This window comes from Congregibacter sp. (genome assembly GCF_965662665.1).
Taxonomy (GTDB): Bacteria; Pseudomonadota; Gammaproteobacteria; order Pseudomonadales; family Halieaceae; genus Congregibacter.
Genome location: NZ_CBFIIF010000007.1, coordinates 54,457 through 74,407, shown reverse-complemented (window position 1 = coordinate 74,407; position 19,951 = coordinate 54,457). Strand labels below are relative to the sequence as shown.

At 54.3% G+C, this 19,951-nt stretch carries 17 protein-coding genes; 12 read left to right on the top strand and 5 right to left on the bottom strand.

What is annotated here, in order from left to right; all coding sequences use genetic code 11:
- Positions 1–10: 10 nt before the first annotated feature.
- Positions 11–880: a universal stress protein gene (locus tag ACTG39_RS04805; protein ID WP_439106399.1), complete on the bottom strand. Its 870-nt coding sequence runs from the start codon at positions 878–880 to the stop codon at positions 11–13.
- 4 nt (positions 881–884) lie between these two features.
- The gene (locus tag ACTG39_RS04800) at positions 885–2,363 is read right to left on the bottom strand and encodes a SulP family inorganic anion transporter (protein ID WP_439106398.1); all 1,479 of its coding nucleotides are present in this window, start codon (positions 2,361–2,363) and stop codon (positions 885–887) included.
- Between the two features lie 157 nt (positions 2,364–2,520).
- On the opposite strand from ACTG39_RS04800, the gene ACTG39_RS04795 reads away from it, so the two are divergent.
- Positions 2,521–3,246, top strand: coding sequence for an NYN domain-containing protein (locus ACTG39_RS04795; RefSeq protein ID WP_439106397.1), 726 nt, complete (start codon positions 2,521–2,523; stop codon positions 3,244–3,246).
- A 73-nt stretch (positions 3,247–3,319) separates the two neighbouring features.
- Complete coding sequence (locus tag ACTG39_RS04790; protein WP_439106441.1) at positions 3,320–3,778, top strand: YcgN family cysteine cluster protein; 459 nt, start codon at positions 3,320–3,322, stop codon at positions 3,776–3,778.
- Between the two features lie 55 nt (positions 3,779–3,833).
- Here the strand turns inward: ACTG39_RS04790 and ACTG39_RS04785 are convergent, their stop codons facing one another.
- Positions 3,834–5,903: a prolyl oligopeptidase family serine peptidase gene (locus ACTG39_RS04785; protein WP_439106396.1), complete on the bottom strand. Its 2,070-nt coding sequence runs from the start codon at positions 5,901–5,903 to the stop codon at positions 3,834–3,836.
- A 203-nt stretch (positions 5,904–6,106) separates the two neighbouring features.
- Between ACTG39_RS04785 and ACTG39_RS04780 the strand changes: the two genes are divergently transcribed.
- The 4 genes from ACTG39_RS04780 (at position 6,107) to ACTG39_RS04765 (ending at position 10,171) form a co-directional block, all read left to right on the top strand.
- Entirely contained in the window at positions 6,107–7,165 is a 1,059-nt protein-coding gene (locus ACTG39_RS04780; RefSeq protein WP_439106395.1) for a 3-deoxy-7-phosphoheptulonate synthase, read from the top strand.
- Positions 7,166–7,247: 82 nt separating this feature from the next.
- Positions 7,248–7,922 (top strand): hypothetical protein, encoded by a 675-nt coding sequence (locus ACTG39_RS04775; protein WP_439106394.1) that lies wholly within the window; start codon positions 7,248–7,250, stop codon positions 7,920–7,922.
- Between the two features lie 32 nt (positions 7,923–7,954).
- The gene (locus tag ACTG39_RS04770; protein ID WP_439106393.1) at positions 7,955–9,142 is read left to right on the top strand and encodes a PAS-domain containing protein; all 1,188 of its coding nucleotides are present in this window, start codon (positions 7,955–7,957) and stop codon (positions 9,140–9,142) included.
- Positions 9,143–9,154: 12 nt separating this feature from the next.
- Positions 9,155–10,171 (top strand): hybrid sensor histidine kinase/response regulator, encoded by a 1,017-nt coding sequence (locus ACTG39_RS04765; RefSeq protein ID WP_439106392.1) that lies wholly within the window; start codon positions 9,155–9,157, stop codon positions 10,169–10,171.
- A 131-nt stretch (positions 10,172–10,302) separates the two neighbouring features.
- Here the strand turns inward: ACTG39_RS04765 and ACTG39_RS04760 are convergent, their stop codons facing one another.
- Positions 10,303–10,962, bottom strand: a complete 660-nt coding sequence (locus tag ACTG39_RS04760) for a response regulator transcription factor (protein ID WP_439106391.1) — start codon at positions 10,960–10,962, stop codon at positions 10,303–10,305.
- 218 nt (positions 10,963–11,180) lie between these two features.
- Between ACTG39_RS04760 and ACTG39_RS04755 the strand changes: the two genes are divergently transcribed.
- The 6 genes from ACTG39_RS04755 to ACTG39_RS04730 all read left to right on the top strand — a co-directional run bounded on the left by ACTG39_RS04755 (position 11,181) and on the right by ACTG39_RS04730 (position 17,732).
- Positions 11,181–12,515, top strand: a complete 1,335-nt coding sequence (locus ACTG39_RS04755; RefSeq protein ID WP_439106390.1) for a DcaP family trimeric outer membrane transporter — start codon at positions 11,181–11,183, stop codon at positions 12,513–12,515.
- Positions 12,516–12,612: 97 nt separating this feature from the next.
- On the top strand, positions 12,613–12,882 hold the full coding sequence (locus tag ACTG39_RS04750; RefSeq protein ID WP_439106389.1) for a DUF4212 domain-containing protein: 270 nt from the start codon (positions 12,613–12,615) through the stop codon (positions 12,880–12,882).
- Positions 12,883–12,893: 11 nt separating this feature from the next.
- Positions 12,894–14,624 (top strand): sodium:solute symporter family protein, encoded by a 1,731-nt coding sequence (locus ACTG39_RS04745; RefSeq protein WP_439106388.1) that lies wholly within the window; start codon positions 12,894–12,896, stop codon positions 14,622–14,624.
- A gap of 113 nt (positions 14,625–14,737) precedes the next feature.
- On the top strand, positions 14,738–15,199 hold the full coding sequence (locus tag ACTG39_RS04740) for a hypothetical protein (RefSeq protein ID WP_439106387.1): 462 nt from the start codon (positions 14,738–14,740) through the stop codon (positions 15,197–15,199).
- Between the two features lie 2 nt (positions 15,200–15,201).
- Positions 15,202–17,067, top strand: coding sequence for a putative nucleotidyltransferase substrate binding domain-containing protein (locus ACTG39_RS04735; RefSeq protein WP_439106386.1), 1,866 nt, complete (start codon positions 15,202–15,204; stop codon positions 17,065–17,067).
- Entirely contained in the window at positions 17,067–17,732 is a 666-nt protein-coding gene (locus ACTG39_RS04730; RefSeq protein WP_439106385.1) for a 3'-5' exonuclease, read from the top strand. The genes ACTG39_RS04735 and ACTG39_RS04730 overlap by 1 nt, the downstream gene beginning before the upstream one ends.
- A 32-nt stretch (positions 17,733–17,764) precedes the next feature.
- Here ACTG39_RS04730 and ACTG39_RS04725 read toward each other — a convergent pair whose 3' ends face one another.
- A complete protein-coding gene (locus ACTG39_RS04725; protein WP_439106384.1) occupies positions 17,765–19,822 on the bottom strand; it encodes a M13 family metallopeptidase in 2,058 nt (685 codons plus the stop codon).
- Positions 19,823–19,951: the final 129 nt, after the last annotated feature.

Here is a 19,951-nt window from a genome sequence, read left to right as displayed (position 1 = left end):
GAGAGCGTGGCTAGCCAAGAAGCAGAGTGGGAATGCCCGACGAGCGCAATAGGTCAGCGGTCTTGCTGCCAAACAGCAAGGTGCGCAGAGGCGAGTGGCCAAAAGCACCCATTATCAGAAGATCGATAGATTCGTCTTGTACGGTTTTGGCAATGACCGCTTCGGCATCGCCTGGTTGCAGTCGTTTGGTAACGCTGTAGCCAGCATCGCTTAGTTTCTTTTCTGCCCAATCGAGTTTCTTGGATCCATCAGGGTTTACCTTGCCGGACATCAGCAGCAGGATAGGTAAGCCACGGAACAGCTTGCTGTTTGCGACCATTTCGATTCCCCGCCGGGTAACGGCACTGCCATCAAAGGCGAACATTACCCGTTCCGGTTCTCGAAAACCCTCGGTGACTGTCAGTATGGGTTTGCTGACGGCTCGAACGACACGCTCGACATTCCGGCCAAGGTCCCTCTGGGTCGCTTCTGCAGACTCTCCGCGGCGACCAAGGACCATAAGGCGGACCCCATCTTCCTGCTCATGAAGAGTTTCTACCAGCTGTCCGTAGCGTTGCCGGGTATCAACCTGTGGCGCACCCACAACGCTCGCGCGTTCCCTGAGTTTGTTCAGGAATAATCGGCCTGCTTCCCGGGCTGCGCGGGTACGCGCTTCGTCCTCGCTGGATAGTTTGCTCAGTAACTGTTCCTGTGCATCAAAGCCGATGGCGCCACTGTGATCCTCACCCGAGGGGGGGGTCTGGTGAATATCGATAATGTGCAGCAACTCCATGGGAGCCTGAATACGTCGCGCGGCCCAGGCGGCGTAATCGGTGACGTAGTCCGCGAAATGAGACTGATCGATGCAGGCGAGGATTTTTTCTGAATCATTGATAGCCATCGTCCTAGTGCCCCATCAGTAGATCATCAGCGCCGTCTTTGTCATGCACAGCAAAGCGATCCACCATGGTGGCGCTCGCTTCGTTAAGACCGATGACCTCGACTTCGGTGCCTTCACGACGAAACTTCAAAATCACCTTATCCAAGGCACTGATCGCCGTGATGTCCCAAAAGTGAGCTCGACTTACATCGATGCAAACCCGCTCGATGACTTCCTGATAATCAAACGCGGCAATGAATCTATCCGCACTGGCGAAGAATACCTGTCCGAACACGCGGTAGGTTCGTGCACGACCATCGTCATCCACCATGGAGCGCAGATATAGGATTTGCCCGACCTTGTGGGCAAAGAAGAAGCCCGATAGTAAAACGCCGGTGAGCACACCCCGGGCCAGGTCGTGGGTGGCAACCGTCACTGCGACGGTTGCGAGCATGACGACACTGGAGCTTCGTGGGTGATCCTTGAGATCACGTATGGAGGACCAACTGAAGGTGCCGATGGATACCATGATCATCACTGCTACGAGGGCCGCCATGGGTATCTGGCTCACCCAGGCATCGGCAAATACCACCATGATCAAGAGAAAGACACCAGCGACCAGCGTAGAGAGTCGTCCTCGCCCGCCGGATTTCACGTTAATAACTGATTGGCCAATCATGGCGCAGCCCGCCATGCCACCAATGAATCCGCTGGCGATGTTGGCAACTCCTTGTCCTACACACTCGCGGTTTTTGTTGCTCTTGGTGTCCGTGAGATCGTCAACGATAGTGGCGGTCATTAAGGATTCTAAAAGTCCCACCACCATCAATGTCAGTGCGTAGGGAAAAATGATGCCGAGCGTTTCCCAGTTCAGAGGTACTTCCGGAATAAGAAATATTGGCAAGCTGTCGGGCAGTTCCCCCATGTCACCTACGCGACGTATGTCCAGATCCAGCCATATCGCGACGATGGTTAGCACGACAATAGTAATAAGCGGGGAGGGGACAGCGCGGGTGATGTACGGCAGGCCGTAAATGATGCAAAGGCCAGCGGCCGTCATGGCGTAGACATGCCAGCTAACGTCTATGAGTTCTGGAAGCTGAGCCATAAAAATGAGGATCGCCAGAGCATTTACAAAGCCCGTGACCACTGATCTTGAGACGAAGCGCATGAGACTGCCGAGTCGGACCCAGCCGGCGATAATTTGCAGAACGCCGGTGAGTACCGTCGCAGCCAAAAGATATTGCAGGCCGTGTTCTCTTACCAGGACCACCATGACCAGCGCCATCGCGCCTGTGGCCGCTGAGATCATTCCAGGCCGTCCGCCGGCAAAAGCAATGACCACCGCGATACAAAAAGACGCATAGAGCCCGACTTTCGGGTCTACGCCGGCGATAATAGAGAAGGCGATAGCTTCGGGAATGAGTGCTAGGGCAACGACCAGGCCTGCTAAAAGGTCGTTGCGAATATTGCCAAGCCAGTCCTGGCGGATGGTGTCGAACACGGAAAAATGCTTCCTATGGTTACTTCAGTTCGTGGGCGGCGAAGGATACAGGGTTCTATCGCTGATGCCACGCGCGTAGATCGTAACTATTCGTTTTTGCTTCAATAAGTCGATACAGTGCGCTCATCTGCTTAGTCTTTTCTGGAGGAGGGATGTGGTGTCCGAAACCAAGCGAATAGCGCTACTCATCGATTGTGACAACGTCACTCCCATTGCCATTGAAGGTGTCCTTGAGGAGCTGGCAAAGCACGGGACGGTGAATGTTCGCCACGCCCATGGTGATTGGAATAATCCGTCGCTCTCAGGGTGGGCTGAGAAGCTCCATCCCCACGCCATTCGTCCCATGCAGCAGTTCGCCTATACCAAGGGTAAGAACGCGACGGATTCGGCAATGATTATTGATGCCATGGATTTACTCTACAGCGGCAATATAGATGCTTTTGCCCTGATGACCAGCGACAGTGATTTTACGCCGCTGGTACTGCGGATTCTCGAGAGCGGATTTCCGGTGTACGGATTTGGACAAAAGAAAACGCCTTCACCGTTTGTCGACTCCTGCTCTCCATTTATTTTCATCGAAAACCTCATCCCCTCTAAAAAGGGGAGCGGTGAAACTGAGTCGCTTCCTGAACGTACTCCCAAGGCACGTTTAAGGCAAAACAGCGCCTTGGTGAAACTCCTGCGTACGGCGGTTGATCAAACGGCCGATGACGATGGCTGGGCAGAGATGTCCCGCGTAGGTAGTTACATCTCCAATAACAACGCCTCTTTTTCTTCTGTGAACTATGGCTACCGTCGGCTCAGTGATCTGGTGAAAGCCACTGATCTCTTTGAAATCGACCGCCAGAACAATCGCATGCTTGTGCGCGATCCCAGGAACTAGCCCGTGCGCTTGGTATTGGGTAGAACTCAAGCCCGTGACCCTTGCAGTAGCCCGGGACCTGAGGGCCCGCGTCATGAATGAAACACCGTTCTGGGAATCTGTAGCGCCTGGCGATATGAGCCGGGAGCAATGGGAGTCGCTATGCGATGGCTGTGCCCGCTGCTGTTTGCACAAGCTCGAAGACGCTTATGGCGGGGGTATTTACTACACCGATGTGGCTTGCCATCTTCTTGACGAGACTACTTGCCAATGTTCGAGCTATGCGACGCGTCAAAAGCTTGTTCCCGACTGCGTTGTGCTTACTCCCGACGATCGTGAGAATCTTGCCTGGTTACCTGATACCTGCGCTTATCGCTTGGTGGACGCAGGTAAGCCGCTGCCAGAGTGGCATCCGCTGGTCACGGGAGATCCCAACTCGGTACATCTGTCGGGCATGTCGGTGCGAGGCCGCAGCGTCAGCGAAAATGAAGTTGCGGAAGATGATTTCGAAGAACACATCATTCGCTGGGTGACCAACACCCAGACAGCTTGAATCCCGGTTTGCTGCTTAAGGCTTCTAAGCGCGGGGCTTATCCCCGCAGTCGTAATCAGCGATAGCGCTCAAACCAGCCGAGTATATGACCGATCTTGTCGATTAACTGGCTGGGTTTTTTTGCAATGAAGTGCGATGCGCCGGGTAGCTCTACCAGTGTAGTCGGAACCTTACGATACTTGAGGGCATGGTAAAGCTGCTTCGCCTGTGATGGTGGTGTGCGCAAATCATCCAATCCCACCATAACCAGGGTTGGGGTGTTCACGTTGCCCACCAGGGAGATGGGAGAGAACCTAAGGTAGTCATCGGGATTGGTCCAGGGCGTTCCCGGGATGCGCGTGTGATAGTAGTTGTACCAGTTATCAGCATTCAGGGTTTTGCTGTACCAGTTCATAACGGGCTTGATAGCTGCAGCGGCGCGAAAACGGTCACTTTTTCCAATCATCCAGGCTGTCATTATGCCTCCGGCAGATCCTCCGGTTACATACAGTTGCTCGGGGTCGATAAAGCCCTGATCGATCATCGCGTCCACACCACTCATGGTGTCGTCATAATCCTGCCCAGGATAGTTGTGGTACAGGAGGTTGGCGAACTCTTCGCCATAACTGGTGCTGCCTCGGGCATTGGGATAAAACACAACGTAACCCGCTGCGGCAAACAGCTGCATCTCCGGTGAGAAACGCTCGCCATAGTTCAGAATGGGGCCACCATGGTTCTCCACCAGGAGCGGATATTTCTGCGCGGGATCAAAGTCGGGCGGCAGCACCATCCAGCCCTGAATGTCCCGCTGATCGTAGGAACTCTTCCACCAGATTTCTCGAGTTTCTCCCAGGCTGCGTTGGCCCAGAAGGTCCTCATTGAGCTGAGTGATTAACGACACTTTGCTGCGCTGATAAATGGCTATCTCAGCAGGATATTCGGGGCGCGTGTGCGTGTAGGCAACGACACCTGAGTTGGAGACACTGAAGGAGCCGCCCGCGTAGGGGCGGCCTATGCTCGTGCCACCAAGGTTGTCCGCGAGGGTCTTCAGTTTGTCTTTAAGGCTGACAAAGGCGACTTTAGTGCGTCCTTTGTCGTCGTATTGAAAGTAAAGCCCGGAGCTGTCTGCAGACCAGACAATGGCCTTCACGCTGCGATCAAGCTCACCCAGGAGTTCCCGCACATTGGATCCGTCCGGATCAGCGATTCTCAAACGGGTGACCTGAAAAGCCTCCTTTTTGTCGGCGTAGCCCAGCCAGGCAAGATGTTTACCATTTGGGGATAATTCTGGATGGCGATCCGGACCGTCGGTGGTAGTGATGACCGTGGTTTCGCCGTCAGCGAGGGCGATGCGGTAGAGCTCGGAGTTGCGATAGTCGTACTCCCAGTCTTCAGCGCGGTTTCCCGAGACAATCAGGCCACTGCCGTCGGCTGTCCAACTGGGCTGGTGATGATGAAAGTTTCCGGAGGAGATTTGCCTTGCGGTTCCGCCATCCGCTGGCACGACAAACACGTGACTGAAGGCTGCCTCAAGATAACCGCTACCATCTCGCTCGTGATACATCCTGTCGGTGAGTCGTGGCGGCTTTGACCAATTGGCCCCCTCGGGCTTTTCCGGTCGCGTAGCAATTTTTGGAGCGTCGGTTTTGACGTCCATGACAAAAGCGAGTTGTTTGCCATCGGGACTCCATTGCAAATCTTTGGGCGTCTCTGGTAGTCGAGTGACTCGCGCACTTTGACCTTCAGCGAGCCAATGGAGGTAAATCTCGGATCCTTCACCTTCTCCTGCACTGCGTACGTAGGCAATACGTGCGCCATCTGGAGACCACACGGCGCTGGACTCATTACCCTCAAAACTGCTGAGCTTGCGTTGAGTTTTCTTTTTGACATCGGCCAGCCAAAGATCGCCGCGGCGCTTGTCTTGCATGATGTCAAAGCCCATGCGCCGGTAAACCACTAACTGCCCATCCGGTGAAATCTGCGGGTTTAGCGCCCATTCCAGCTCAAAAATATCCAGTGCACTAAAAAATTCCGGACTTTGCGGGTTCTGCGCTGATGCAAGCGTTGCCGTGAAGGACGCGCTTAGCGCCGTGCTCAAGAGTGCGAGGATAGCTGTAGTGAATCTTCCGAAGGTGTGGGAGCGCATGCTGAATCTCTTTTTTGAATTGTGGATGATGCTATCACCGTCGCTAGAAATTGCGAGGGCGGCACAATGCCTCTCCCCATGGTAGTGGGAGGCAGATGACGGCGTCGCGGGGGGCAGTAGTACGCGCGCCGCGGCAGACAGTAGGTCTAGCGTTGACCGTGCTAAACTTGCGCGCCATTTTTAGCTATCGACAGTGATAAATCATGCCCTCCGTGACCGATGATCTACGTATTCTTAAAACCAATGAGCTGATCTCTCCGGAGTCGCTGGTCAGCGATATTCCGCTGAGTAACGAAGCAGCTCAGACGGTCGCGGGTGCCCGTAGTGCTATTTCAAACATTCTCAGCGGAGCAGACGATCGCCTTTTGGTTGTGGTGGGCCCTTGTTCGATCCACGACCCCAATGCGGCCCGGGACTATGCCCGGGGCTTGAAGGAACTGGCGGAAAAACATGGCTCTGATCTGCAGATTGTGATGCGGGTGTACTTCGAAAAGCCACGAACTACCGTAGGTTGGAAGGGGCTCATAAACGATCCGGATCTCAATGACACTTTTCAAATTAACAAGGGACTGCATCTGGCGCGGGAGCTATTGAGAGACCTTGCGGAGATGGGCTTGCCTGCGGGCACTGAATATCTCGACCTCATCAGTCCGCAGTATGTGGCGGATTTGGTTTCCTGGGGAGCTATTGGTGCTCGAACTACAGAGAGCCAGACTCATCGTGAGCTGGCCTCGGGCTTATCCTGTCCTGTGGGCTTTAAGAATGCCACGGACGGCGATGTGCAGGTTGCGATTGACGCGATTAACTCAGCGTCTCAGCCGCATCGATTCCTTTCAGTCACCAAGCAAGGGCACTCCGCGATTTTTCAAACCACGGGCAATGACGATTGCCACATTATTCTGCGTGGGGGGAAGCATCCAAATTACGACATGTTTTCGGTAGATGATGCGAGCTCGATGTTAAGCAAAGCGGGATTGCCAGCCCGTATCATGATAGATGCCAGCCACGCTAACAGCCGAAAGATTCCTGCAAGACAGGTAGATGTTGCCGGAGATATCGCCACGCAGGTCGCGCGGGGTAGCCGGAGTATTTTTGGCATTATGATTGAGAGCAATCTCGTTGAGGGGCGCCAGAATGTCGTGCCGGGCCAGCCGCTGGTTTACGGCCAGAGTATTACCGACGCCTGTATCGACTGGTCAGCCACTGAACAGGTGCTGCAAGGGCTGGCAGAAGCGGTACGGCAGCGACGCAGCCTTAGTTAAAGAATCTGTAGCTTGCCGGTGGCACGGACCACTATGTTAGGGTCATAAACTCACTTCGGGGCAGTTTCGGAGCGCTGTAACTGTGAATTCGCCGTCCTACTTGCTGAGCCTCGCAGTGCTGTATATCTGCGCGCTGTTCGGCCTGGCCTGGATTGTAGACAGACGCGCAGATGTGTCGCGACCCTCGGGTTCGCCGCGGCGTCAGGCCCTCGTTTATGCGATGTCCTTGGGCGTGCATTGCAGTTCCTGGACCTTCTATGGCGCGGTAGGCAGCGCTACGGCATCGCCCTGGAGTCATGCACCCATCTTTCTGGGCCCAATACTTGTTTTCATCCTGGGTTGGCCCATGCTTCGTCGCTTGGTGCGTCTCGGTGCCCGGCACCGGGTAACATCGATTGCCGATTACTTCGGTGCGCGCTTTGGCAAGCGTCAGAAACTGTCGATTCTAGTGACCGTAGTCGCTACCGCCGCGGTGCTGCCCTACGTAGCGCTGCAGTTTAGAGCGCTGACGCAGGCCTGGTCGATTATTGCGGGCGATGCGACGGGACCCTCCCTGAGTCCCACAGATTCGGGACTTGCCATTGCGATTGTGCTCGGAGCGTTCACCGTACTCTTTGGGGCGCGAAGGCTGGACGGCCGCGAGAGGCATCGGGGAATGATGAGCGCCATCGCTCTGGAGTCGGTTGTAAAGTTAGTGGCTTTCCTTTTACCATCCTCCTCATATTGGCGGCTGCCTGGCTGGTCTCGATTCAGTTGAGCAGGATTCCCTGGCTCACGGAAATCGGATTCATGTCGTTTCTGGCCGCCGCGCAACTTGCACCGGGTCTTCTGGCGGGTCTCTATTGGCGTCGAGCCCACGGCGTTGCCGTTACGGTAGGTTTGGCTGCAGGCCTGTTTCTGTGGTTTTACTGTTTGGTGCTGCCGGAGGTTTTATCGGCACAGAGTACGCTTCGAAGCTCAGGCCCATTCGGACTGAACTGGCTGAAGCCCCAGGCTATTTTCGGTTGGGAGGGCCCCGGCCCTCTAAGCTATGCCGCGTTCTGGAGTCTGGGTGTGAATGTCCTTCTGCTGGTAGCCACATCACGTTTTTATAAGGCTACGGCTGCCGACGAGCGTCAAGCCGCTGTGTTTATGAATACCCATGATACTAACGAGGGGCAGGGCGATGACTTCAATCTCTCTCCCGTAAGAGCAGGACAGCTTCGCGCACTCCTGCCGCCATTTTTGGAAGAAGCCCGTCTGCAAGAGTTATGGCGTTCTTTCGAAGAGCGTTATCAGCAACGCCTGCTGCCAGCCGACCGTCTGCCCTTGTTTGCGGTCCGCGAAGCCGAGTCATTATTGGCCGGTGTTATTGGGGCAGCTTCATCGAGCCGGGTTTTTTCTGAGTTAACGGAGAGTCGGCAGGTCGACTTTGCAGGCCTTGCGTCGCTGGTGTCCGAGGCGGGGAGGCAGCAGACCTTCAATCGTGATCTGCTGGAGACAACCGTCGAGTCGATGCTCCAGGGGGTGTCGGTGGTCGACGCGCAGATGCGTTTGGTCGCTTGGAACACGCGCTACGAAACGATGTTTGCCTATCCCCAGCGTCTCCTTTACGTGGGAATGCCAATAGCAAAGCTGTACCGCTTTAACGCTGAGCGCGGCGTAATGGGAGTGCAGGGGCAGTCTGTTGATCACGAAGTGGAGAAGAAACTGGATTGGCTGCGCCAGGGGCATCCGCATCGTCTTGAACGACGGCTTCCTGATGGTCGCGTGATTGATATCCACGGGGTTCCGCTGCCCAGAGGTGGTTTTGTGACGACCTACATTGATATCACCGACTATCGTGAAATGGTGACACACCTCGAAGAAGTGCGTCTCGAGCTGGAGGACCGTGTCGCGAGCGGCAGTCAAAGTCTTGCGGACACTAACGCAGAGCTGCGGCGAGAGAACCGCTTACGCGCCGAGGCTGAAAGCAAGCTGAGGGATGCGGGCGTATAGAAAACCCGGTTTATGTCCGCAAGCAGTCATGATCTTCTGCAGCCCATCAGTGCTGCACGTCTGTTTGTTGCCGCGTTAAAGCCGCGCACGGAAAGTGAACACGATACAGCGGAGTTGGTAGAAAAGATTGATCAATCTCTGGGACGTGCCGAAAACCTCATTGCTGAATTACGCGAGATCGCACGACTGGATTCGGGCAAGCAGCAGATCGATATGGAGCACTTCTCTCTGGATACACTTCTGCGCGATTTGTATACGGAGTTTGAACCGGCGGCAGAGTTGGCCGGTTTGCACTTACGTTTGCGCAGTACATCGCTGTGGGTGCACAGCGATCGAAATCTGCTCTACCGCGCTTTACAGAACCTCCTGGGTAACGCGATAAAATACAGTGAGCGAGGCTCGGTACTACTCGGAGCGCGAAGACGCGCGGGTGCCCTGGAGGTCCAGGTTATTGATCAGGGTCCCGGTATTCCGGCGGAGGCACAAGCGCGTGTTTTTGCGGAGTTTGAACGATTGCCAGGGAGTAGCGGCAAGTCAGAAGAAGGCCTGGGATTGGGCTTGGCGATTGTAAGTCGCTATGCGAGCTTACTCGACTTACCACTACGGCTGAGTTCTGAACCCGGTCGTGGAAGCCTCTTCTCACTGACAGTTTCCAGAGGGCGACCGATAACTATTGATGAGAGCCTTAAGGGCCCAGGCGACGTAGAGGGCCGCCTAAAGGGCTTGCGTGTTCTCTGTATCGACAACGATATTCGGGTACGTGAGGCTATGACGGCGATGCTATCCGCTGAAGCCTGTGACGTCAGAGCCGTTGCTGATCGACAGGCGTTGCTGGCGGAGCTGGAGCGCTTTCGCGCCGATGTCATTGTCGCTGACTACCATCTCGATGATGGCGATACCGGTGTCGATGCTCTTCAATGGGCTTTTGAAAGCCTCGGCTGGAGTAGCCCCTGCATTATGGTAAGCGCGGACGACGGTGCGAATGTTCGTGAACTGGCTAGAGAGGCGGGCTATCGGTCACTGCCTTAGCTGGTTAATCCCGAGCGTCTTAAAGCGCTGATTATTGCCCTGGCGACGGAGGCGTCTACTTCGCTTTAGGGGCACAGCGGTTGGGTGAGCCTCATTGCTTTGTCCGCGAGTCTCTTCGGCCCTCGGATTTTTTACGAAGTCGCTTCCGCCTCCGCGCCCTGCGTAACGGGCAAGTTGCCAATCGCCAGCACTGCCTGTGTTCTGGATTGCACCCCCAGTTTTCGAAAAACCTCAGTCATATGTGCTTTGATCGTCGCTTCCTTTACGCCGAGTTCATAGGCGATTTTTTTATTCAGCAAACCCTCGACAAGCATCGAGGCGACGCGAAACTGCTGCGGAGTGAGGCTTGCCAGGGCTTCAGCTACATCCAGCGCCTTTAGACTGGCGCCGGTGTTGCTGATATCGAGTCCCGGGTGCATTCCGCGGCTGCCGGAGAGCACTTGCTGAATACACTGCGTCATAACCCCAGTGTCCGAAGACTTGGAGAGAAAAGCTGCGGCACCATGATCGATGGCTCGTCGCACGGTGTCCGGCTGGGTATTGGCAGATACGACGATAACCAGCTTATCCGGAAAGTTGCCCACAAACCAGCTCAGTGCAGAAAAACCGCTTGCACCCGGCATGTGTAGGTCGAGGAGCAGTAAATCCGGGGCACCATTTTTTTCGACAAGCTCATGGAGCTCGGCCACGTTTTCGGCGTTCGCGACCTCGGCGGCTATATCACCACCAGCGACTAGCATCGACAGGGCTTCTCTGAACAAAGGGTGGTCGTCTGCAATCACGCATTTCATCGAGTTACACACCTGTTTTTATCTCATAGCCACAATGTGAGGTATTCCCGGCCGAAGTAAAGCTATGACGGGTTGGTGCCTTAAAAAATCAAAAGTTCCTCGTTTTTATACTGACTTTGGTCGAAGAAAAGACCCTAATTTGACCAAGGTCGAATGCCCCATGGCAGTTTTGCGGGATAAAACATGCCTGCTCAATAACACTAATTGGAGTAGCAGCTATGTTTTTGAAGAAGCCTCTGGGTCTCGCAGTCGTACTAGTCGGTGTCGGCGCTGTATTTGGTCAAGCGCAAGCGGCGGAGGTGGATGATCGCATCGCGGAGCTTGAGCGGCAGATCGCCGAGCTCAAGTCTTTGGTGGTCAATAATAAAACGAGCATCGCCAGCAATATTGAAACGCTTAAAGTTCAGACCCAGGACATCGAAGAAGCTCGCCCCATGGCAAAGGGTACAAAGTTTAAATACGGCGGTTATGTGCAGCTTGATGCGATTGCCAGTGATTACAGTGAGGGTAAGCCCGCCGCTGTTATGGATGATTTATTTGTCCCTTCTTTGATTCCGGTCGAACCTCTGACAGGGTCGGGTGATTCCTACACCAGTACTAATATTCATGCGAAGTCTTCACGTTTCTATTTTGGTACCGAAACGGGGACAGACGCTGGAAAAATATCATCGTTCATCGAGCTTGATTTCATTCTCTCGGGACAGGGCGATGAGCGTGTATCGAACTCCTTTAGCTCGCGGATCCGTCATGCTTATCTGAAGTGGGACTACGCAGAGAACAAAAGTCTCCTGGCGGGTCAGGCCTGGTCAACATTTTTCAATGTGGGGGCCCTCCCGGACCTTATCGATTTTGTAGGACCTGTAGGGACGGTGTTTGAACGTCAGCCCATGATTCGTTGGACAAGTGGCCCTCTGCAGCTTGCGGTGGAGAACCAGACAACCCGGGTAAATATGCCCGGCGGTGGCTCTCTTGTGGTGGATGGTCAACTGATGCCCGATCTTGTGGCGCGCTACGATGCGCAAGCGGGCACATTGAATTGGTCCATCGCAGCCATAGGCCGACAACTGAGCTACGAGAAGAGGCCTATAGCGAGTGAAGAGGTGGCGAGTGATGAGACCTATGGCTACGGACTTTCTCTGGCGGGCAAATGGAACCTCGGGCGCGATGACCTGCGTTTTATGGCGAGTTACGGTGATGCACTAGGTCGCTATATGGGGCTCAACTCTTTTAACGACGGCTATATCGATGCCAATGGCGATATCGACACCATTGACCAGTGGGGTGGGTTCATCGCATACAGACACTACTGGTCAGATCATTGGCGCAGCAATATTTCCTTGTCAGCCTCGCAGGCCAGTAACCCCAGTCTCGCCGACTATGATGCTGCGGGGAGTCTTGCGAAGTACTATCGGTCCATGCACGTCAACCTTAATTATCTACCTACGCCAAAGCTGCTCCTGGGCGGAGAGCTGTTGTACGGAGTCAAGGAGTTGGAAGACGGACGGGACGGCGACATGTACCGGCTTCAGTTTGCGGCGAAGTATGTCTTCTGAGGCTATAGACCAAAGTTCAAGAGGCACTGGGCTCGTGCTTTGTTAAAGTCGCGGGCACTAACGATAAAAATACTTACGAGCACCGGGGAGGTGTTAGATGGTCAAGAAAATGACCGAGGAGCAGGCTAAGCAGTACTGGAAGCGAAATCTGTCGCTGATGGTAAAGCTGTTGATGGTCTGGTTCGTTGTTAGCTACGGCTGCGGCATCATGTTTGTAGATGTCCTCAATCAAATTCAAATCGGTGGTTACAAGCTTGGTTTCTGGTTTGCACAGCAGGGGTCGATCTACGTTTTCGTGGTTCTGATCTTCATTTACCGTTCGCGAATGGAAGCACTTGATCGCGAGTTCGGCGTCGAAGAAGACTAGGGGGCCTCGCAATGGAACTTCAAACACTCACTTACATCGTAGTTGGCATTACCTTCGCCATGTACATCGGCATTGCTATCTGGGCTCGAGCCGGATCCACCAAAGACTTTTATGTCGCCGGCGGTGGCGTGCATCCGATTTCCAACGGCATGGCTACTGCGGCGGACTGGATGTCAGCCGCGTCGTTCATTGGTATGGCGGGGCTTATCGCCTTTATGGGATATGGTGGTTCGGTATTCCTCATGGGGTGGACCGGTGGCTTCGTGATTCTGGCGATGCTGCTGGCACCGTATCTTCGCAAGTACGGGAAGTTCACCGTACCGGAGTTCATCGGAGATCGCTTTTATTCGCAAACTGCGCGCGTGGTTGCTGTGGTCTGTCTGATTATCTGTTCAGTAACCTACGTGATAGGTCAGATGAAAGGCATCGGGGTTTCTTTTTCCCGCTTTCTGGAAGTTGATTACAACACGGGGCTGCTGGTCGGCATGTGTATCGTATTCTTCTACGCGGTGCTCGGCGGCATGAAGGGCATTACTTACACGCAGATAGCTCAGTACTGCGTGCTTATTCTGGCCTACACGATTCCAGCGATTTTTATCAGTCTTCAGCTTACGGGTAATCCCATTCCGCAACTGGGGTTAGGGAGTACGCTGGTGGGAACGGACACGTTTCTTCTGGATAAGCTGGACCAGGTGGTCGTGGAACTAGGCTTTCGCGAATACACCACCGACGTTCGAATCTCGGGCATTAACATGTTTGCCTATACCGCATCATTGATGTTCGGAACTGCGGGTCTGCCGCACGTTATCATCCGTTTCTTCACCGTACCGAAAGTACGCGATGCGCGCTCTTCGGCTGGATGGGCGCTGATTTTCATCACGATTCTCTATACCACTGCACCCGCGGTTGCAGCCATGGCGCGCCTGAACCTCATGCAAACCATCGAACCTGAGGCCGGAAACCATCTGGTCTACGAAGAGCGTCCTCAGTGGTTTAAGAACTGGGAGAAGACAGGTCTCCTTGCCTTTGAAGACAAGAACGGCGATGGCCGCATGCAGTACACCGCGGACGAAAGTAAGAATGAGCTTGTGAAGGTCGACCGGGACATCATCGTTCTGGCTAATCCGGAGATTGCTCAATTGCCTAACTGGGTTATCGCTCTGGTCGCTGCAGGTGGGCTGGCCGCAGCATTATCTACAGCCGCCGGATTACTACTGGCGATTGCTTCGGCAATTTCCCACGACCTGCTAAAGGGAATTATTGCTCCCAACATCAGTGAGAAGCAGGAGTTGCGGGCAAGTCGTATTGCCATGGCTCTAGCAATCGCAGGGGCCGGGTACCTGGGGTTCAATCCTCCGGACTTTGCCGCGGGCACCGTGGCTCTCGCCTTTGGCCTGGCGGCATCCTCGATCTTCCCGGCACTTATGATGGGCATCTTCAGCAAGACCATCACCAAAGAGGGCGCCATCGCCGGTATGTTGGCAGGCATTGGTATCACGCTGTTCTATGTGTTCCAGCACAAGGGAATCATGTTCATCGCGTCGACTGCGTTCCTGGGCGACACGCCGCCTAACTGGTTCCTGGGTATTGAGCCCAATGCCTTTGGCGTTGTAGGTGCGATTGTTAACTTTGCAGTTGCCATTGCAGTGTCCAAGGTGACAGCAGCGCCTCCAGCGGAAATCCGGGACATGGTCGAGAGTATTCGTGTACCCGCAGGGGCAGAAGCGGCGATTGATCATTAACAAGGGCTGTTGTAACTGACAGGTTCACAGTTGGGAGGCCCGGTGACGGTGCCTCCCTTTTTTTGTTTTCTTGTCTGTAGACTGGGTGTCTAACCAGGATCAAAGGAGTTTGAATGTTTACGAACAAGCATGTGGTAGTTGCACTTCTCGTGGCACCGGTGTTGTCGATCATGGCCTGGTTTGCGGTGGGGAGTTTAACCGGCGAGCAAGCGGAACCAGCCAAACCCGGAGTGGCTTATCCTCTGGTGGAAAAAAGTAACTGCCGTTATGCAAGCGGTATGTGCGAGCTTGAGAATCAGGACGTTAAGCTTGCCTTACGTCTGGATGAGTCGGTGGGCTTGGCGCTGGAGCTCACCACTTCTCATGCGGTCGAAGCGGTACTGATGTCGGTGTCTCACCCTCAAAGCGACCCGGGTCCCCGGCCCATGCAGGCTGCCGATGCAGAAGGTCTGAAGTGGCGTTTGCCCCTGACAAACATTCCCGGGGCTGATGAGCGTATTCGTGTCGTTGTATCTATCGAGGATAGCGGCTATTTCGCTGATGCCTCCACGCTCTTTATGCAGGAAGAGGGCTAGTTTTGACAAGACCCCCGAAAAACCCGGGTTCCTCTGAATTGGACGCGGCAGAGGAGTTTCTTCGAGGCTCGCTTCCGTTTAACGAGTTAAGTGATGAAGAGCTAGCGGAAGCAGTATCCGCTATACAGGTTTCCTATCACCCCCATGGTGAACGCTTTTCCAGGGACAACGCTTATTCGGGCCTGAGGGTTTTGCGAAGCGGGGCCGTGGACATCCGAGATGGTGATAACAAGCTATTAGATCGCCTTGGAGAGGGGGAGAGTTTTAGCATTAGCGGTTTAAATGCGGATGGTGGGCAAGTGTGTGCTCTGGTTATAGAAGATGCGCTGATTTATCGGCTCCCCGACGATGCTTACCAATCCCTCCGGGGTGCTAACCGTGCCTTTGACCGATACTTTAGTGGGCAGCGCAGTCGACGATTACGTCGGGCGGCCCGTTACCAGCCCGAACCCAATGCCATGCTTGCCCCGGTGCGCTCGGTGATGACCCGCGACATCTTGTCCGTGGCGCCCCATGACACGGTCATGCACGCCGCAACTTTGATGGCTGAGCGTCGAGTATCGTCCGCCTTCATTGTTAGGGGCGAGGCCCTGGTCGGGATATTAACGGACCGTGATTTGCGCACCCGCGTTCTGGCGGAGGGCCTCGATGGGGGCGTGCTCGTAGGAGAGGTCATGACGCCGGACCCCGAGACGATCTCCAGCGATGATTCGCTTTTCGAGACGACTCTGATGATGACCCAGCGGCGCTTCCATCATCTTCCGGTGCTAGAGGATGGCCGATTGGCGGGAATCGTAACCACGTCTGATCTCATCGTTGCGAAAAAGAACGACCCGGTTTACCTGGTAAGTCATATCGCCCGTCAAGACAGTGTTGAAGGTATCCAGACACTCGTTGGGTCTATGGGCAACCTTATGGTGGAGTGGGTCAGTGGCGGTATGCGAGCAACGCAGGTCTCGCAGATTCTTACCGCGATCTCCGACGCGGTGGCTATACGCCTGATACAACTCGCGGAGGCTGATCTTGGGAAAGCGCCGGCTCCCTGGGCATGGCTCAGTTTCGGCTCCCAGGCGAGGGGTGAGCAGTTGCTGGGCGCAGATCAGGATAATGGCATTGTGATTGCGGATAGCGTTACGGATGGGCAACTGGATTGGTATCGCAGTTTAGCGACTCGGGTATGCGATGGTCTTGCACTGTGTGGCTACAAGTACTGCCCCGGCAACATCATGGCGAGCAATGACGAATGGCGATTACCCTTGGCTGGTTGGTTAGACACCGTTCGAAGCTGGGCCCGAACCCCCACGGAGGACGCCGTGATGCGCGTGAGTATTTTCTTTGATATCCGGCCCCTTTATGGTGATCGTGATTTAGGGAAAGCAATACAAAGTGCCATGCTCCATGAGGCGAGTAGTAACTCCATATTTCTAGCGGCCCTGGCGGCGAACGTGCTCGACAATAGACCACCACTGGGGGTATTTCGGCGTTTTGTTGTGGATCGTGATGGCGAACACCGCGATAGTCTCGATATAAAAAAGCGCGGCGTGTTACCCGTCACTGAGATTGCCCGACTTCATGCACTGGCCAGAAGGCTGCCTGAGGTCAACACTAGCGCACGCTTAAAGGCCTTGAACGAAGCTGGGCATATGGCGATTGTCGATTCGCGGAACCTGACGGATGCGCTGCATTTTATTCAGGGGATACGCATGGATCATCAGTGCGCACAAATTCAACGAGGCGATGCGGTTGATAACTACATCAACCCTCGTGCTTTACCACGGCTCACCAAGGAACAACTTCGCGATGCGTTCACCATTATTGATGAAGCGCAGGCATCGGTTCGCCAGAACTATCGTGCCGGCATGGCCTGATGTGGCGACTTAAGCTTCGTCGCTGGCGTTGGTCTCAACGGACGAATTTGCCAGGCATCATGGCGAAGGTGTGGAAGACGCCGCTACCGTCTCTTGGTTTGCCTGTTGAGGAAGTAAAGTTTCTCGTTTGTGATGCGGAGATGTCGGGACTTGATCCCCGTGAGGCTGAGCTACTCAGCCTGGGATGGGTGCGTATTGAAGGGCTGGAGATTGCCTTGGGTAGCGCCGCTCACAAACTCATTCGCAACCAGCGGTCTGTGGGGCAAAGTGCGGCCATTCACCAGTTGCGAGACTGCGAGCTGAGCGGCGCAGAAGATGTCGAAGAGGCGCTAAACATGTTGCTGGAAGCCGCGACCGGTTGTGTGTTGGTCTTTCACAACGCGGCTCTGGATACCGCGTTTTTAGATTGCGCGGCGAAAGACGTATACGGCGCGCCACTGTTACTCCCAACCATTGATACCCTGCTCTTGGAGCAAAAGTTACTGCAACGTCAGGAGAGACCTGTTGCCCAGGGGGATTTGCGTTTGGGAGTCTGCCGAGAGCGCTACGGGCTTACTACGCACAATGCGCACAACGCTTTGGGCGACGCTATGGCGACTGCCGAATTGTTGCTTGCCCACATCGCTAAGCGGGGAAAGGGACTGCAGCTCAAAGATCTGAGTTAGTGCATGCCCCGATAGCATCGTAGGATAGCGCTCTATTGCCAGATGGAAACCCGTTTTTCGGGAGCGATGTAGAGCCCGTCGCCTTCTTTGACATCATAAACATCGTAAAAATCAGAGAAGTTGGACAGGACGCCATTGACGCGAATCTTGTCGGGAGCGTGGGGGTCGTTTTTGATCAGGTATTCCAAAAACTGCTCACGCCACTTCACTCGACTTGATTGGGCGCCACCCAGGAAGAACCGTTCCTCTGCCGTAAATCCATCAATGACCGGTGCTTCTTTGCCTTCAAGAGACATGCGGTAGGCTTTTAAGGCGATAGCTGTGCCCCCCAAATCGCCGATGTTTTCCCCAAGAGTTAGCTCGCCGTTAACACTCAGTCCCGGTTTAACTTCGTAGGCGTTAAACTGAGCTACCAGCCCCTGTGTGCGCTTTTCAAATTCATTGCGATCGCTTTCGGTCCACCAAGATATAAGGTTGCCGTCGCCATCAAGTTTACTACCCTGATCATCAAAGCCATGACCTATTTCGTGGCCGATGGTGACACCGATCGCGCCGTAATTAAAAGCATCCTCGACGGCGGGGTCATAGTTTGGTGGCTGAAGAAAGGCAGCAGGAAACACAATCTCGTTAAGTCCTGGATTGTAGTAGGCATTGACGGACTGCGGCGCCATAAACCATTTGTTCTTATCAATGGGCTTGCCCAGCTGGCCAACATTTTCGTTGTGGCTGAATACACGCGCTCGTTTGATATTGCCCACCAGGTCATCGGAGGTCACCGTCAGCGCTGTGTAGTCCTCCCACTCCTCGGGGTAGCCGATTTTGGGTGTAAATTTGGAAAGCTTTAGCAGCGCTTTTTCTCGCGTTTCTTCGCCCATCCAGTCGAGTTTACGGATCGAGTCTTCATAAGCCTTGATGAGATAGGCGACCATCTCATCCATTTTCTCTTTGGCTTCGGGAGAGAAGTGTTTTTCTACATAGAGTTGACCCAGGGTTTCTCCAATATGGCTGTTTACAGAGCTCAAGGCTCTTCGCCACCGTTCCACTTGTTCTTCGCGGCCAAAGACGGCTTTTTGATAATTAAAGCGCGCGTTGACAAAGTCTGACGACATGTAGGCCGCATAGGCGGTCAGCAAGCGGGTAGAGAGATAGGCTCTCCAGGTCGCAATATCGGTTTCTCGAAAGAGTGTGTTTACAGCGTCAAAGTAAGAGGGCTGTCTCACTACATAATAAGGCTGGGCGCTCACACCTATGCCTTGAAGGAAGCGATCGAGGGATATGTTTTCGAGTTTTGACGCGAGCTCGTCGTGGTCGATGGCATTGTAGGTGAGCTCTCTTTCGCGGTTTTTTACCTTGTCCCATTGGTGCTCTGCGAGTGCGGTCTCCAGCGCGAAGGCACGTTCCGTCGTTTGTTCTGCGTCATCTATGTCTGCGAGGCTGAGCAATGTGCTTACATAGTCTTTGTAAGCGGCGATGAGTTCCTTACCTCGATCGCTATCGTCAAAGTAAAAGTCTCTATCGGGCATGCCGAGGCCAGACTGCGTGAAGTTGACCACGTAAAGCGTGGAGTCTTTTGCATCTTGCCCGACCGAAAAGTTGAAAGGCCCGTCTAGTCCAGCGGCGTTCATATCTGCGAGGTAAGCGACGACATCATCGTGGGTACTGAGGGCGGAAATCTGTGCAAGATCGTCTGCTAAAGGCGTTATTCCAAGCTCTTCCACCTGATCTTCATCGATCCACGCCCGATAAAAATCAATGAGCATTTTTGCATGGGGAAGATCGGACCCTTCGGATAACAGCTCTTCGACGATGACTCGAGATTGCTCCAGCGAGTCTTTGCGAAGTGTCATATAGCTCCCCCAACCGATTTCCGCGGCGGGGATCTCTGTTTCCGCTAGCCAGCGGCCATTGGCATACTCGAAGAAGTCATCTTGAGGTCGAGCCTCTCGATTCATACCTTCGATATCCACCCCCGAGGCTAAACTGGTTTTCATGACCGAACTTGCGGGCTTTGTGACCTGAGGGGGTTTGTTGCAAGCGGTAAGCGCAGAGAGTAGTGCAGTGCACACCAGTACCTGGGTAGATGTGTTCATGGGCGTTAAAGAGTCCTGTTCCGTTCACCACCTTTCTAGTAAAGATCGGCGTGTCGTTAGTGCGATTCCTGAGTAAGTTATGAATTGTAGAAGGGCGAAGTATCGTGATGAATGGGTAATGCGCTCAAG